Source organism: Deltaproteobacteria bacterium, from assembly GCA_005879535.1.
Lineage (GTDB): Bacteria > Myxococcota > Myxococcia > Myxococcales > 40CM-4-68-19 > 40CM-4-68-19.
Genome location: VBKI01000080.1, coordinates 18,559 through 33,352, shown reverse-complemented (window position 1 = coordinate 33,352; position 14,794 = coordinate 18,559). Strand labels below are relative to the sequence as shown.

10 protein-coding genes are annotated in these 14,794 nt (G+C 69.7%); 4 read left to right on the top strand and 6 right to left on the bottom strand.

All coding sequences use genetic code 11. The features are described from left to right. Positions 1–4 precede the first annotated feature (4 nt). From E6J58_18635 to mutS, 5 genes are all read right to left on the bottom strand, one after another. Positions 5–250 (bottom strand): hypothetical protein, encoded by a 246-nt coding sequence (locus tag E6J58_18635; protein TMB34436.1) that lies wholly within the window; start codon positions 248–250, stop codon positions 5–7. A 206-nt stretch (positions 251–456) separates the two neighbouring features. Next, the gene (gene glnD / locus E6J58_18630; protein TMB34435.1) at positions 457–3,135 is read right to left on the bottom strand and encodes a [protein-PII] uridylyltransferase; all 2,679 of its coding nucleotides are present in this window, start codon (positions 3,133–3,135) and stop codon (positions 457–459) included. Positions 3,136–3,357: 222 nt separating this feature from the next. Continuing rightward, entirely contained in the window at positions 3,358–4,443 is a 1,086-nt protein-coding gene (locus tag E6J58_18625; protein ID TMB34461.1) for an N-acetylmuramoyl-L-alanine amidase, read from the bottom strand. A gap of 619 nt (positions 4,444–5,062) precedes the next feature. Continuing rightward, positions 5,063–5,335, bottom strand: a complete 273-nt coding sequence (locus E6J58_18620) for a hypothetical protein (GenBank protein ID TMB34434.1) — start codon at positions 5,333–5,335, stop codon at positions 5,063–5,065. 115 nt (positions 5,336–5,450) lie between these two features. Next, positions 5,451–8,033, bottom strand: a complete 2,583-nt coding sequence (gene mutS, locus E6J58_18615) for a DNA mismatch repair protein MutS (GenBank protein TMB34460.1) — start codon at positions 8,031–8,033, stop codon at positions 5,451–5,453. 103 nt (positions 8,034–8,136) lie between these two features. On the opposite strand from mutS, the gene E6J58_18610 reads away from it, so the two are divergent. The 3 genes from E6J58_18610 to E6J58_18600 are packed head-to-tail and all read left to right on the top strand — an operon-like array spanning position 8,137 to position 13,089. Next, positions 8,137–10,827: a hypothetical protein gene (locus E6J58_18610; protein TMB34433.1), complete on the top strand. Its 2,691-nt coding sequence runs from the start codon at positions 8,137–8,139 to the stop codon at positions 10,825–10,827. A 12-nt stretch (positions 10,828–10,839) separates the two neighbouring features. Next, positions 10,840–12,540 (top strand): AarF/ABC1/UbiB kinase family protein, encoded by a 1,701-nt coding sequence (locus E6J58_18605; protein TMB34432.1) that lies wholly within the window; start codon positions 10,840–10,842, stop codon positions 12,538–12,540. A 12-nt stretch (positions 12,541–12,552) separates the two neighbouring features. After that, a complete protein-coding gene (locus tag E6J58_18600) occupies positions 12,553–13,089 on the top strand; it encodes a redoxin domain-containing protein (protein TMB34431.1) in 537 nt (178 codons plus the stop codon). Between the two features lie 75 nt (positions 13,090–13,164). On the opposite strand, the gene E6J58_18595 is transcribed toward E6J58_18600, so the two are convergent. Beyond that, positions 13,165–13,965: a hypothetical protein gene (locus E6J58_18595; GenBank protein TMB34430.1), complete on the bottom strand. Its 801-nt coding sequence runs from the start codon at positions 13,963–13,965 to the stop codon at positions 13,165–13,167. An 83-nt stretch (positions 13,966–14,048) separates the two neighbouring features. On the opposite strand from E6J58_18595, the gene E6J58_18590 reads away from it, so the two are divergent. Next, on the top strand, positions 14,049–14,792 hold the full coding sequence (locus E6J58_18590) for a response regulator (GenBank protein TMB34429.1): 744 nt from the start codon (positions 14,049–14,051) through the stop codon (positions 14,790–14,792). Positions 14,793–14,794: the final 2 nt, after the last annotated feature.

Genomic DNA, 14,794 nt, shown 5'->3' with positions numbered 1-14,794 from the left:
CCCCTCACACGCCCCGTTCCGGAGCAAACTGGTTATGTCCGCGCCGCGCCGACCCCCGGCGAGGACCCCGCTCGGCTTTGCGCCCCGCCGCGATCAAATCGCGCACGCGCTGCCCGCCGAGCTTTCCGATCTCCTGGTAGAACTCGATCCCCCGCTCGGCCTTCACGGTCAGGCCACCCTTCCGGCCGCCGATCAGGCCCCCCAGCCGTCCCGCCTCGCGGACGGTCATCCCCCCCTGGCGTCGCGGCATTTTCAATTTGGATGCCGGCCGCTTGCCCGTCCGATTGCCATCCTTCCGTCGTCCCGCCCCACGCGACTTGCTCTGCAACCGACCTGCCACTTGCACCTACCTTTGCGCACGTTGGATGTCGTGCACCTCACATTGACGAACGGAAGCTAGGTCGGCGAGCGCAGCCCCGCAAGCTGCCAACCGTCCGGGACCGCTGGGGAAATGGCTCAGCCCCCTCCCGCGAGGGAAGCGATCGCCGTCTGGACGGCTTCTACGACGGCCTCCCGCCGCGATGCGTCCATAATTTTGCCGCTGGCCTTTCCAAGCCGGCCGGCGAGGTCACGCAGGTAGAAGGCATCGGTAGCGCGGTTCCCTTCCGTGGCGATTCGAGCGACTTCGATGCTCACGCCTGCCCTGTGTAAAGCATCGGCAATCGTGTGCAAAAGGCCAGGACGGTCCTGCGTGAGCACGTCGAGGATGGTCATCGCATCGCTGCTCACGTCGTCGACGCGGACCTTCGTTTGGACCGAAGGCGCCGCCGAGCTCGCCCACGTCGCGCGCCGTAGCCGCTTCTGCACCAGTCGATGCGGATCGTCGGCGCCCGAGAGGAGCCGCAGCAGATCGTTGCGCGCCGCTTCCCAGCGCGCCGGCGATGGGGCGCCGCCACCGGCCTCGCGGACGACGAACGTGTCGAGCGCGATCCCGCCTGCGAGCGAGTTCACCTCGGCTCCGAGGATGTCGATGCCGTTCGCCGCGAGGGCCGCGGTGAAGAGAGCAAGCAGACCTGGGCGATCGGTCGCGAGCAGCGTCAGGTCGGCTTCGCCGACCGCCGATCGGTGCAGCTCTCCGGCAAATCCGGCCTTGCGCGCGTTGGTCCACAGCCGGAGATGGCGCGCGGCCGTCTCGGGAAGCGCAGTCGCGAGATACCGCTCCGGCAGCTCCCGTGCGAACTCGAGCGCGAGCGAGGCCTGCTCGCCTGCCAGTGGTGCGAGCCGGTCGGCGAGCCTCTGCCGCCGTGCCTCGATCGACTGGGCGTGCTCCGGCGCGCCGAGACCCTCGGCGAGCATGGTGGCGTGCGTCTTCTCGTAGAGCGTTCGCAACAGATTCGCCTTCCAGCGCGTCCAGTTCTCGGGCGACACGCAAGCCATGTCCGCGTAGGTGAGCAGATAGAGCATCGCCAGTCGTTCCGCCGTCTCCACTTCGCGGCCGAACGCCTCGATCAGGGCGGCGTCCTCGAGGTCGCGACGTTGCGAGAGATGGCTCATGCGCAGGTGCGCGAGCACAAGCCACTCGACGTCGCGGGCATCGGCGGGATCGAGGCCGATCCGCTGCGCGTATCCGCGGACCAGCTCCGCGCCGCGGGCCGAGTGATCCGGTCCCATCCCCTTGCCGAGATCGTGGAACAGCAGCCCGAGCATGAGCGCCAGCGGACGCTGCTGCGCGCGCGCGACGCGGGTCAGCTCCGGCTCGGCGTCCGCCAGCGCGCCGGAGCGGAGCCGCATCATGTGCGCCAGCGCGAACACGGTGTGCGTGTCGACGGTGTAGACATGGTAGAGGCTGTGCTGCGCGCGGGCGCGCAGCCTGGCGATCTCGGGGAAGAGCGCGCCCAGGACCCCCAACTCGTGCAAGGGGACCAGGGCGCTGCCGTCACCGCCGTCGCGAACGAGAAGTTGCCAGAGCTCGAAGTGCGCCTCGCGGTCGGTGGCGAGCTGAGGACCGATGCGCTGCAGCTCCTGCACCAGCAGATCGCGCGCGTAGCTGTACACCGGCAGCGCCCAGGTCTCGGCGACCGCGTAGAGCCGGACCATGTCCGCGGGACGGCGGGCAAAGACTTCCTTGTCGTTGACGGTGATGCGGCCGTTCCAGACCTTGAAGGCGTCATCGATCGGCTTGGGGCGCGGCACGCGCTTGAGCAGGCTGCGCGGTGCATCCTCGATGGCGCAGCGATTGATCAGCGCGTCGGAGGCGCGGGCGATCTCCTGCAGCGCGATGTACGTGTCGCGCATCAGCTTCTCGACGCCCAGCTCGCCGCCGGGATCGTCGCCGTACCCGAGCGCCTGCGCCAGCCGCCGCTGGTTGTCGAACGTCAGGCGGTCGTCGCGGCGCCCGGTCGCGTAATGGAGCTCGTTGCGCAGGCGCCAGAGCAGGTCGCGGGCGGCGCGCGCGGCGGTGACCTCCCGATGCGGCAACAGGCCGCGCTCCCCTGCCTCGCCCAGTCCGGCGACCTTGTGCCGCACGCGTGCGATCCAGAGAGCGGCCTGGAGATCGCGCAGGCCGCCCTTCCCCTGCTTCAGGTGCGGTTCGAGCAGCCAGACCGATCCGCCGTAGCGGCGGCGCCGCTCGTTGAACTCCTCCAGCTTGTCGCCGATGAACTCCTCCACGCGGCGCTGCTCGAGCTCGGTGACGGTGGCGCGCTCGAGGCCTTTGAAGAGCTGCGCGTCGCCGGCGACCAACCGGCCGTCGAGCAGCGCGGTCCGGATGGTGTGGTCCTCGCGCGCGAGCTGGACGCACTGCTCCAGCGTGCGCGCCGCGTAGCCGGCCTCGAGCCCGATGTCCCAGAGGGCGCGGTGGAGTTGCTCGGCGACCGAGTTCGCCCGCGCGCGGCCGGGATCGCGTTCGCCCGGGAGCAGCGCAAGGAGGTCGATGTCCGAGCGCGGAGCGAGCTCGCGTCGGCCGTAGCCACCGGTCGCGACCAGCGAGAGAGGTACGGAGTCGGGACGGGAGATCTGCGCGAGGATGGCGCGGAACAGCTCCGAGATGACTTCGTCGGTGAGCGCGGAGCTGGCGCGGACCACCTCCTGTCCGCCCGCTCCGGCTCGGTGGCGCGCCAGGATCTGCTCGCGACCTTCCGCCATCCTCGCCTTGGCCCGCGCGACCGCCACCTCATTGGCCATGCCCCGCAACATAACAAGATGGCAGACGGATCAGTCTTCGGATCGACCGCCAAGCACGCCAAGTTGTTTTTTGGGGACGGGCGCACGCATCGGAGGATCGCCCTGCGGAGGCGCACTTGGCGGTGGCTCCCGACGCGGCGGTTCCTTCGACGGCGGATCCCGACGTTTTGGTTCCTTTGGCTTCGGGTCTTTCGCGGGCGCAGGTTTCGGATCGTTTTCGGGCATCGGCGCAGACTACGGGGCGCGGGCGAGGCGGCGGCGTGAGTCGACGAAGTCCTTGACCCCGCGGGCGATGGCCTCTGCCGTGCCGTCCTGGAACCGCCCGCTCTTCAGCCGGACCTCCTCCGCCGGATTGGAAATGAATCCGGTCTCCACGAGGATGGACGGCATCCGCGTTCCGAGGAGCACGTAGAACAGCGCCTGCTTCACGCCGTGGTCGCGCACCGGGCCGACGCGGCTGCGCAGCGTCCGCACCAGCGACGACTGCACCGACTGCGCCAGGTCGCGCGCATCGCTCGCGTTTGCCTTGGTCGCCAGGTCCGCGAGGATCAGACGGAGATCGCTCACCGTGCGATCCGCCTCGGCGTTCTCGAATGCCGCGAGCCGCGCCGCGTAGCGGTTGCTGGCCACGTTCAACGTCCAGGTCTCCACTCCCTCCAGCCTGCGCCGCCGGGCGGCGTTGCAGTGGATGGACACGAAGAGGTCGGCGCGAGCCTCGTTGGCGATGCGCGTCCGATCGTCGAGAGAGACGAAGACGTCCCTGGTGCGCGTCATCACCACCTGGAAACCGAGCGCCTTGAGCCGCGCCGCGACCTTCTTCGCAATCGCCAGCGCGAGGTCCTTCTCGCGGACGCCCCGCGCCCCGATGGCCCCGGTGTCGCGGCCGCCATGGCCTGCGTCGACGACCACGCGTCGGACCTTGAGGCCGAGCTGTGCCGCCAGGGACGTTCCCGACCCGAGCGCAACCGAGCGCATCTCCCGGGCCTTCGCCGCACGGGCCGGAGCATCTTCGGGCTCGGTCAGCGCGGCAACCGCGCTCTTCACCGCGCGGACGAGGGGGGTCGAGCGCATCGGTGGGTCGGCCGGCGCCTCCGGCTCCGGTGGCCCGTCTTCCGTTTCCTCTTCTTCCTCGCCGCTCTCATCGCCGGAGCGGACGGTCGCGCGAGCCTTGGCGTCCTCGACAATCTGTTCGACGGCCTTCGAGGCCTGGGCATCCACCTCCGCGTCGCCTTCGTTGCCCGCATCGTCGTGCGACTCCGTCGCTGGAGGCGGAGAGTGCTCCGGACCCTCGCGGTGCAGGGACCGTGCGGCAATCCGCATCGCAATCTCGGCCCGTTCCTTCGTTTCGTCCGCGCCGGTCGCAACGCGACTGGCGAGCGCAAGCGCCTCCGCTCCCGGGGGACCGGCATAATCCCCGTCCACCTTCCGCAGCGCGGAGATCGCGGCGCGGGCGTCGCGACGCGATCGCGAGACTTCCCACAGCTCGGCCCGTGCGCGCCCCGCCAAGAGGGCCGCTTCTGCAGCTCGGGGTCCCCGCGGCGCCACCTTCACCGACGCGTCGAGCGTTCGCAGCACCGCCTCCCATCCCTCGCGGTAGCGCCGCCGCCGCGGGTCGGCCCTGAGTCTCTCGAGCGCGCTTTTTCCCGCCTCCAGCTTGCGCGCCTGCACCGCGCCCGCCGGAATGGCTCTGGCCGCGTCTGGGAGGACGGCAAGAACGCCGGCGAGGAGGAGCGCGCGCACGCCCGCACGCTGGCACAGGCGATCGATCCGTCAATTTTTGCTCCCACCCCACCGTACGCTCACCGATACCTGCGCATGCCCGCCGCTGCGAACAGACAGCGCGAGAGCCGCTCCGCCTCCCGCCACCGTCGCCTGCGCGCCGCCTCCCGCGCGACCGACCAGGCCAGGAGCGCAATAGCCGCGATGAACACGAGCGCGCTCATTGCAGCACCACCGCGTCGACCTGCAGGTCGAGCTGGCCGCGGCCCGCGGTTTCCGGAACGGCCTTGAGCCGCTGCCGGCTCCCGCAGCGGCAGCGCCTCAGCGAGGCCAGGTATGCGGGCCAGGTTGCCTCGCGCACGAATTCCAGGGACGCCCCGCGCGTGCGCGCCAGCATCTCCGCGTGGCGCGCCTTCGCGTAGTCCACGGTCTTCTCCACGAGAAGGCGGTTGCACGAGGGGCACCGCCAGATCTTCTTCGAGTCCGCCGTCATGACTCCTCCTCCATCCATGCGCAAAGCCTAAGGAGGGGGTCTGACAATCCGTTCAGTGCCACGCTAAAAACGGCCTTGTTTTCGGCGATTTGTAGCGGAACCGCAGCGCCGTCCGTCAGCGCAGCTTCTTCTGCTGTTCGTGGAGCCAGACGAGCGCGTCCATCGGCGTCGTTCGCGACAGATCGAGCGCGCGCAACGCTCCTTCCAGCGCAGGCACCGGCGGCGGCGGAGCCGGCTCGGCTGGCGCCGCTTCGAACAGTCCCAGCTGCTTCCGCCGCTTGCCCCGTCCCGCCGCGAGCGCGGGCCGCCCCGCCTCGTCGAGCTCCTGCGCCTCGAGGTTCGCGAGGATCTCCCGTGCTCGCCGCAGGACGGAGTCGGGGAGTCCGGCCAGCTTCGCCACCTGGATGCCATAGCTGCGCGAGGCGGCCCCTGCGAGGATCTTTCGCAGGAACACGACGCGCCCGTCGACCTCGGTGACGGCCATGGTGAGGTTCACCGTCCGCGGCCTCTCCCGGGCGAGGTCGCAGAGCTCGTGGTAGTGCGTTGCGAACAGGGTCCGCGCACCGACCTGGTCGTGCAGGTGCTCCGCGATGGCCCACGCCAGCGCCAGCCCGTCGAAGGTGCTGGTCCCGCGGCCCACCTCGTCGAGGATGAGCAGCGAGCGCGGCGTGGCCTGGTTGAGGATGCGGGCGCATTCCGCCATCTCGACCATGAACGTGCTCTGCCCGCGCGCGAGATCGTCGGCCGCTCCGACGCGGGTAAAGAGCCGATCGACGATCCCGATCCGCGCCCGCGACGCCGGGACGAACGAGCCTGTCTGCGCGAGCACGGCGATGAGCGCCACCTGCCGCATGGCGGTGCTCTTGCCCGCCATGTTCGGCCCGGTCAGCACGATCAGCCGGCGCTCGGTATCGAGCTGGACGTCGTTGGGTACGAACGGGCCGTCGCCGGATTGCGCGAGCGCGCGCTCGACCACCGGATGCCGCCCGCCCTCGATCGCGATCGAGTCACCCTCGTCCACTACCGGCCGCACCCAGCCGGAGTCGGCCGCGACGCGCGCGAAAGAGAGCAGCGCATCCACCTGCGCTGCGGCAGCGGCGCACGCGCGCAGCCCGGCGCTCTGGCCGAGGACCGACTGTCGCAGCTCCTCGAAGATCTGCTGCTCGAGCGCGTTGCGGCGCTCCTCGGCGGAGAGCACCCGCGCCTCGTGATCGGTGAGAGCGGGCGTGACGAATCGCTCGGCCCCCACGGTGCTCGACTTCCGCTGGTAGTCTTGCGGGACGAGGTGCAAGTTCGGCTTCGTCACCTCGATGTAGAACCCGAAGATCCGGTTGTAGCGGACCTTGAGACTCTGGATTCCCGTGCGCTGCTTCTCCGCCGCCTCCATCGCCGCGATGGCGGCGCGACCCCCTTGCGCCAGATCCGTCAGATCGTCGAGGTCCGGCCGAAAGCCGGGACGCACGAAACCGGGCTCGCGACCCGCGGGCACCTCGTCGATCAGCGCGCGCTGGAGCAGCTCCGCCAGCGCGGCCGGCGCCCGCAACGGGGCCCCGAGCTCGCGCAACAGCGGTGCGGCGCACCCTTCGAGCCGGGCCGCGAGCGGGGGCATCTCGCGCAAGGAGCCGCGCAGGCCGGCGAGATCCCGCGGCGTTCCCTGGCCCATGGCGAGACGGCCGAGAAGGCGCTCCACGTCCAGCACCCGGCGCAGCCGCTCCGCGATCTCCTCACGCAGAACGGCGGCCTGCGACAGCTCCTCGACGGCGTCCTGGCGCGCACGGATCTCCGCCAGATCGAGCAGCGGCGACGCCAGCCAGCGCGCCACCAGCCTTCCTCCCGCCGCCGTCAGCGTCCGATCGACGACCGACAGCAGCGTCCCGCCGCGGCGCCCGTCGGGCCCATGGAACAATTCCAGATTTTGCGCTGCGGTCGGGTCGATCCAGAGGTGGCGCGCGGGCTGCTCGACCGCGACGCGGACCACGTGCTTTGCCGCGGAGCGCTGCGTCTCCTGCAGATACGCCAACGCCTCCGCCGCCGCCTCGATGCAGAGCGCATCCCTCAGGCCGAAGCCATCCAGGGTGGCGACGCCGAGGTGTCGCTTCAGCAACTGCTCCGCGCCTTGCGCATCGCGGAACGCGCGCGCCTCGACCCGCACGGCGCCACTGGCGCGGCGCACCGCCTCGGAGAGCCGCTCGTCCCCGACCAGCACCTCGCGCGGACGGACGCGCGCCAGCTCGTCGAGGGCCTCTTGCGCGCTTCCGACCGGCAGCGCCCGCAGCTCGCCGGTCGAGGCCTCCAGCAGCGCGACCGCGGCGCTCTCCTCGGCGACGGCGACCGCAGCGAGCCAGAGCGGCTCGCGGGCGTCGAGCGCCTCCTCGTCGACGAGGGTGCCGGGCGTGACCAGCCGCACGATCTCGCGCCGCACCAGCTGCTTTCCGGGACCGGGAACCTCCATCTGATCGCAGATGGCCACCTTGTGCCCGGCGGCGACGAGGCGGGCGATGTACCCGCGCGCCGCGTGATGCGGGACTCCCGCCATGGGAACCCGGTCTTCTCCCTTGGCGCGGGACGTCAAAGTGATACCGAGCAATTGCGCCGCGAGGCGCGCGTCGTCGTAGAAGAGCTCGTAGAAATCGCCGAGGCGGAAGAAGAGGAGCGCATCGCGCGCCTGCGCCTTGGCCTCGTGGTACTGGCGGAGCATCGGCGTGACCGGCGCCGACGCCTCGGCGGGGAGATGTGAAACCGGCTCGGCCACCGCGTCACAGATACCACGGACGCATGCGCCGGGACCCGCGGGAACGACCGTGAAATGTTCCTCCGGCTCCGCCGTTCTGTCCATCCAGATGCGGGCAACCCTGCTGCTCCTCGCGGCGGCAGCGCCGGCCGTCGCGCAGGCGCAGAAGGAGCTGCCGCCGGAGTCGACGTTCATCCGCACCGCGCATGCCGCGCGGCGGACGGGACCGCGCATCGAGATCGACGGCCGCATGGACGAGCCCGCGTGGCAGGCGGCTCCGCTCCACGACGGCTTCACGCAAGTGACGCCCGACGAGGGACGCCCGGCGACCGTCCGCACTGCCTTCCGCGTCCTCTGGGACGACGAGTACCTCTATTTCGGCGCCGTCTGCGACGACCCGGAGGGCGCCACCGCCACCCTCAGCCGCCGCGACCGGTTCATCGAGGGCGACTCGGTGCAGTTCGACCTCGACACCACGTTCGATCGGCGGACCGCCTACCACTTCCAGGTCTACGCCGCCGGCCAACAGCTCGACGCCATCCACTTCAACGACACCGACATGACTACCGACTGGGACGCGGCCTGGGACTCCGCGGTGGCTCAAACGCCGAACGGCTGGTCGGTGGAGATGAGGATCCCCCTGCGCGTCATGCGCATCCCCGAAAGCGCGAAGATCATGGGCTTCAACGTCTACCGGATCCTCTCCCGGCGGAAGGAGGAGGACCAGTGGCGCTTTCGCCCGCAAGGGCGGCAGGGCGACATCAGCCGGCTGGGCCTGATCGACGGCATCGAAGGAATCCGGCCAGTGCGCGAGCTGGAGCTCCGGCCTTATGTCGGGTTCAAGGCGGTGCGCAACGTCCCGACCTACGCGACGCCCCGGTCCGAGCTGGGGAGCTGCGCGACGCTGGCCTTCGACCGGCAGCGTCAGGGCGGCGTCTGCGCCGGGCTCGACTTTCGCTACAACCTCGCGAGCGATCTGGCGCTGGTGGGAACGGTGAATCCGGACTTCGGCCAGGTGGAAGCCGACCAGCGCGTCCTCAATCTCACCACCTTCGAGACGTTCTTTCCGGAGAAGCGGCCGTTCTTCCTCGAGGGCCTCGATCTGTTCAAGCCGGCGCTGCGCGCCGATCTGGGCGGCCCGAACGGCGGCGACGTGTACCAGATCTTCTACTCGCGTCGCATCGGCCGGGGGACGCCGACGCGCGACGACCTCGACCTCGCCGACGAGCAGAAGATCGTCTACCAGCAGCCGTTCGTCCCCGTTCTCGGCGCCGTCAAGATGACGGGCACGGTCGGATCGGCCAGCGTCGGCCTGCTCACCGCCTTCGAGCCGCGCGTGTTCGCGCAAGTGCTGCAGCCGGGGACGCCCTGCGATTCTTCGGGCACCGCTTGCCTTCCCGAGCGGGTCGACAACATGCGCTCGACGGAGGCGCGCTTCACTTCGGTGGCGCGGGCGCGAACCCCGCTCGGGGACTACGGCCTCGCCGGCGTCACCGCGACCGCCGCCGAGCCGGTGTTCACCAGCCCCAGCCTGCGGCTCACGGACCGCCGCCACGCGCATGTCGGCGAAGGCGACCTCACCCTCTATACCTCCGACCGCGTCTGGGAAACCGACCTGCAGGGCGTGGCCTCGACACTGCACGGCGCCAATGCCGCGCTCCTGCGCGACGGCACGCTGCGGGGATCGACGTCCAGCGGCTACGCGCTCTCCGGCAAGCTCCGCCGCTTCGGAGAGCACGGGATCTTCGGCGTGCAGGGCGATCTGCTCTCGCCGGAGTTCAACGTGAACGACCTCGGCTTCATGCAGCGCGCCAACCTTTTCCGCGGCATGGCGTTCGCCGGCTGGCGAGATCCGCATCCCGGGCCGAACTGGCAAGCGGCGCAACTGATCCTGGGGATCCGCGAGCTACACGACTATTCCTTCGCCCACCGCCTCAACCGCGACGTGTTCGTGGACGGCTGGGTGAACACCAACTCCTTCTGGTTCTGGGAAACCGGCTTCGACGTCTGGTCGCCCTTCGTCGACGACCGCGAGCTCGAGGACGGAACGCCCATCGAGCGCCAGGCGAATTGGCAATGGTTTGGATATCTCTCGACCGACTCGCGCAAGCCGCTGCAGGTCCAGTTCTACTGGACCGAGGGCCGTTCCTTTCCCCGCTTCGAGCGGCTGAACCAGCTCGGCGGCACGCTCGTGTTCCGGCCCATGCCCCGGCTCGATGGGACGCTCGACCTCGCCTACAACGAAAACGCCGGCACCATCCGGCAGATCGCGACGCCGGCGCTACTGCCCGGCGAATTGGACCCGACCCGCCGCGCGCGCTCGTACGTGCTCGCGCCGCAGCAAGCGCGCAGCCTGAGCGCCACGCTGCGCGCGACATACTCCTTCACCCCGCACCTCACGCTGCAGGCGTACGGGCAGCTCTTCACCGCGGGGATCTCCTACGGCAACCAGCTCGGCGCGACCGTCGCTCGAGCGGGGAGACCGACCGTCAAGCTGGACCAGCTCGTTCCGCTTCCCCCGGACCAATATGTCGACGCCAACGAACGGCAGGTCGGATTGAACCTGAACCTGATCCTTCGCTGGGAATGGCGCACAGGTTCGACCTTCTATCTGGTGTACGCGCACCAGAGCTCGAACGACCTCACCAGCGGCGTTCCGAGAGGGCTCGATTACACCGGCGAGCTTTCCGCGCTCAGCGCCACGGGCGTGGCGCACGGAGACACCCTCCTGGTGAAGGTGGATCTGCTGTCGGCGCTGTGAGAGAAGCGGCAAGTGATCCAGGCCGTCCAGGACCTCAAGCGTTTGCGCGAGATCAGCGCCGTCGTCGTGCGCCACGGCTTCGGCGAGCTCTGGGATCGCGCGAAGATCTGGGACGTGCTCGGGCGCCGCGAGGACGGCCAGCGGCCCTCGCGCGAAGAGGTGCGGGCCACCACCGCGCGAAGGTTCCGGGAGACGCTCGCCGAGCTGGGCCCCACCTTCATCAAGCTCGGACAGATCCTCTCCTCCCGCCCGGACATCCTGCCGCACGACTTCATCGCCGAGCTCTCGCACCTCCAGGATCGCGCCGCTCCCATGCCGGTGGAGACGGTGTTCCAGCTGATCGAAAAGGGCCTGGGCAGGCCTGCGCACGCGGTTTTCGCCTCCATCGATGCGGAGCCGATGGCCAGCGCTTCCATCGCGCAGGTGCACCGGGCGCGGCTCGCGAGCGGCGAGGACGTGGTGGTGAAGGTGCAGCGCCCCGGGATCGAGGAACAGATCCGCAGCGACACCGACCTGCTCTTCTACCTCGCGCGCTTCCTCGAGGGAGTGATCGAGGAGACCGGCATCTACACTCCCACCGGCATCGTCACCGAGTTCCGCAACGCGATGCTGCTGGAGCTGGACTTCGAAAACGAGGCGCGGAACATCGAGGAATTCGCCCGCAACCACGAGGGCCGGCCCTACGTCGTGATCCCGAAGCTGTACGGCGACCTCTCCAGCCGCACCGTGATCACGCTGCAGGAGCTGAAGGGCGTGAAGCTGAAGACGGTGCTCGAATCGGGCGAGTCCGCCGGCATCGATCGCAAGCAGCTGGCCCGCAACGTTCTGGAGGCGAGCTTCCAGCAGCTCTTCCGCGACGGCCTCTTCCACGGCGACCCGCATCCCGGCAATGTGATCGTGCTGGAGGGCAACCGGATCGGCCTGCTCGACTTCGGCCTGGTCGGGCGGATGACCCGGCAGATGCAGGAGTCGATCATCGTGCTCGTGCTCGCGACCTCCTTGCGGGACCCCGACACGGTGGCGCGGCTCCTCTACAAGGTCGGCGTCCCCGATCAGCGCATCAACCTCCAGCAGTTCCGGCACGAGATCCACGACATCCTCGATCGCTACATGGGCCTCAAGCTCGCCGAGGTCGACTCCGGCGTCCTGATGAGCGAGCTCGTCGACCTGGCGATGAAATACCGGATCAAGATCCCGAAGGAGTACGCGGTCCTCTCCAAGGCGTCCGCGACCACCGAGGGCATCGTCCGTCAGCTCGATCCCGAGCTCGACGTCACGCAGGTGGCGCTGCCCTACGCCAAGCAGCTCCTCTACGACCGCTACAGCCCGGGATCGATGAGCGGCGGCTTCTTGCGCCTGCTGCTCCAGCTGCAGGGCTTCTTGCAGGACACGCCACAGCAGCTTTCGCAGATCCTGATGGATCTCGAAGGCGGCAAGTTCAACGTCAACGTCCGCAGCGAGGAGCTTTCCCGGCTGAACATGAACGTCAAGGCGCTCGGTATCCTGCTCTTCGCCGGGATGCTCGCCTCGGGCCTGATCGTCGGCGCGTTCTCGCTGGTCGGGCGCGCGTCCGAGGGCGCGGGACAGACGGTATGGCCGCTGGCGGCGCTGATCGGGCTCGCTCTTGCGGCAATGCTCTTCGGCGCCGCGCTCACCTGGACGCTGCTCGGCGGCCGGCTGAAAAAGATCAGCGTGCGCCGCTTCCTCAAGTGACTACGTTCTTCCATGCCGGCATGGGATCTTCGCGCTCCGAAGGTCGGGGAGCAGGCGACCGACCTCGACCTGCTCGACGAGTCGGGGCGGCCGGTGCACCTTTCTGCCCTGGCGCGCCGGTCGCCGATCCTGGTGCTCGTCTTCGGCGGGCTGGACGACGCGGCAGGGATCAGGCTGCTGCGCGATTACCGCGACGCGACGCTGCCGGTGGTGCGGGCCGGCGCTTTCATCTGCGCGATCGGTCCCGCCGAACCGGCGGCCCTCAGGTACTTGCGATCGCAGTGCGGATTCGCGTTCCCGATGCTGTCGGACGCGGACGGCACCGCGCTGTCGCGCTGGGGGATGCTGGATCGCGCGGGACTGTTTCTCCTCGACCGCGGCCTCGTCGTGCGCCAGCGTGCGCTCGGGGCGACCCTGGCTCCCGATGCGATTCTCAGTTTCTTGCGCCGCGGAGGCGCCCGCCGCGCGAAGGTGAACCTGCGCGACCGCGCCCTGCACTTCCTCCAGGCGATCCAGCACGCATTCCGTCCGCTGCGCCCTGTCCGCTGACCTATTCTTCGACGGTCAGGGCCTCCACGACCAGCTCGGCGACGGGTGCCGGCTCGGGTGGAGCTTCGGGCGCGATCAGCCCTTCCGCATCCGCGGCGAGCGCGGCGAACGCTCCCATGCGAGCGACCTCGAGCCGAAGAACGTCGCGCCGGAAAGAACACCCGTGACTCCGGCGGCGGCGCTGGCAACGATCAGCTCAAGGCCGACGAACACGACGGTGATCAGCATTGCCGCGCCCAGCCGTGCGCCGAGCAACGAAGTCGCCTTCCCGAACGCGGCGGTCCCGGGATCGCCGAAGGCCGCTGCGCGCACGATCGTGAGGCGCGCGAGCGCGTCGAGCAGAAACATCCCTGTCACCGCCACCGAGATGAGAAGCGCGAACGCGGCGAACAAGTGTGGCGACGGACGCAAGAGCACGGCGGAGATTCCAAGAACCGCCGCCGCCTCGCAGACGAGCGTGAAAAGCACGGCGAGCCCCCACCCGAGCGCTCCGGACACGATCGTTCGCGCCGCTCCGCGCGACAGCAGCACGACGAAGTTGCCGGGCGGTGGGCGCCGGTCCAGCTCCGCGTCTGCGGCGAGGAGCGGCGCGGCCCCGGCCCAGAAAAGCATGCTGCCGGCGAACGCGATCACGAGCGCCGTGGCGATTCCGCCCAGCACCGGCCAGCGCAGGGCGAGAATGGCGCGCAGCGCTGCCGTGGCCGCTCGCAGGAGTTCGCCACGGGCGACGGCGGCCAACAGCACGGCGCCGAGAGCCAAAGGCAGGATCGCGAGCAGGTTCCCACCCTGGTCGACGAGGGCCTTCGCGAAGGAAAGCTCCGGATTCCGCGAGGCGGCGCGAAAGCCGAGACGAACCGCCTGACTCGCGCGCAGCATTGCCCCCGCTATACCCCAAGTGGACCCGGGGTGGGTGCAGCGTTGCTTGAACTCTACAGGAAGCCGCCTCTAGGATTCGGGCAATGCCGCCTGCTCCGACCTTCTCCTCCGTGCTGGTGATCGACGACGAGCCCGTCGTCCTCGATGTCTTCCAGCGCGTTCTCGGCGAGAAGGGCCTCTCGACGCGCCTGGCGCGCAACGCCGAAGAGGCCTTGGCGTTCATCGAGCGCGAGGAGTTCGGTTGCGTGCTCGCGGACAAGAACCTGCCCGGCCTCGACGGGATTGAGATCGTCCGCCGCGTGCGTCAGTCGCAGCCGCATTGCGCCTGCATCGTCATGACCGCTTACGCGACGACGGAGAGCGCGGTGGAGGCGCTTCGCCTCGGAGCGGTCGACTACATTGCGAAGCCGTTCGACGATCTCGACCGCATCGCGGCGCGCATCGACGATGCGCTCCGCCAGATGAAGGCGCAGTACGAGAGGCGCAGCGCCGCCCCGCAGCTGCGGCTGGTGGGGAGCGAAGCGGCAAACGATCCGCCGGACGACGAGGTCGCCGCCGCAGGACATGAACAGGCGACGCCGCTCGAGGTCCTCCAGGCGCGGGTGCGACACGCGACTTCCGACTTGCGCCGGCGCTCGCTGCATCTGCTTTCCAGGCTCGTCGCCAGCAAGGCCGCGGGCCGCGAGGTCCTTCTTTCCGGCGAGGCGCTGCTCGACGACCTCCGCCACATTCGCGGCGCCGGCGGCGCCGACCGCGGCGAGCTGCGGCGCATCGAGGAAAAGCTGGAGGAGCATCTGGCATTGGCGCGTCACGCGCAGAGCCGCTGAGG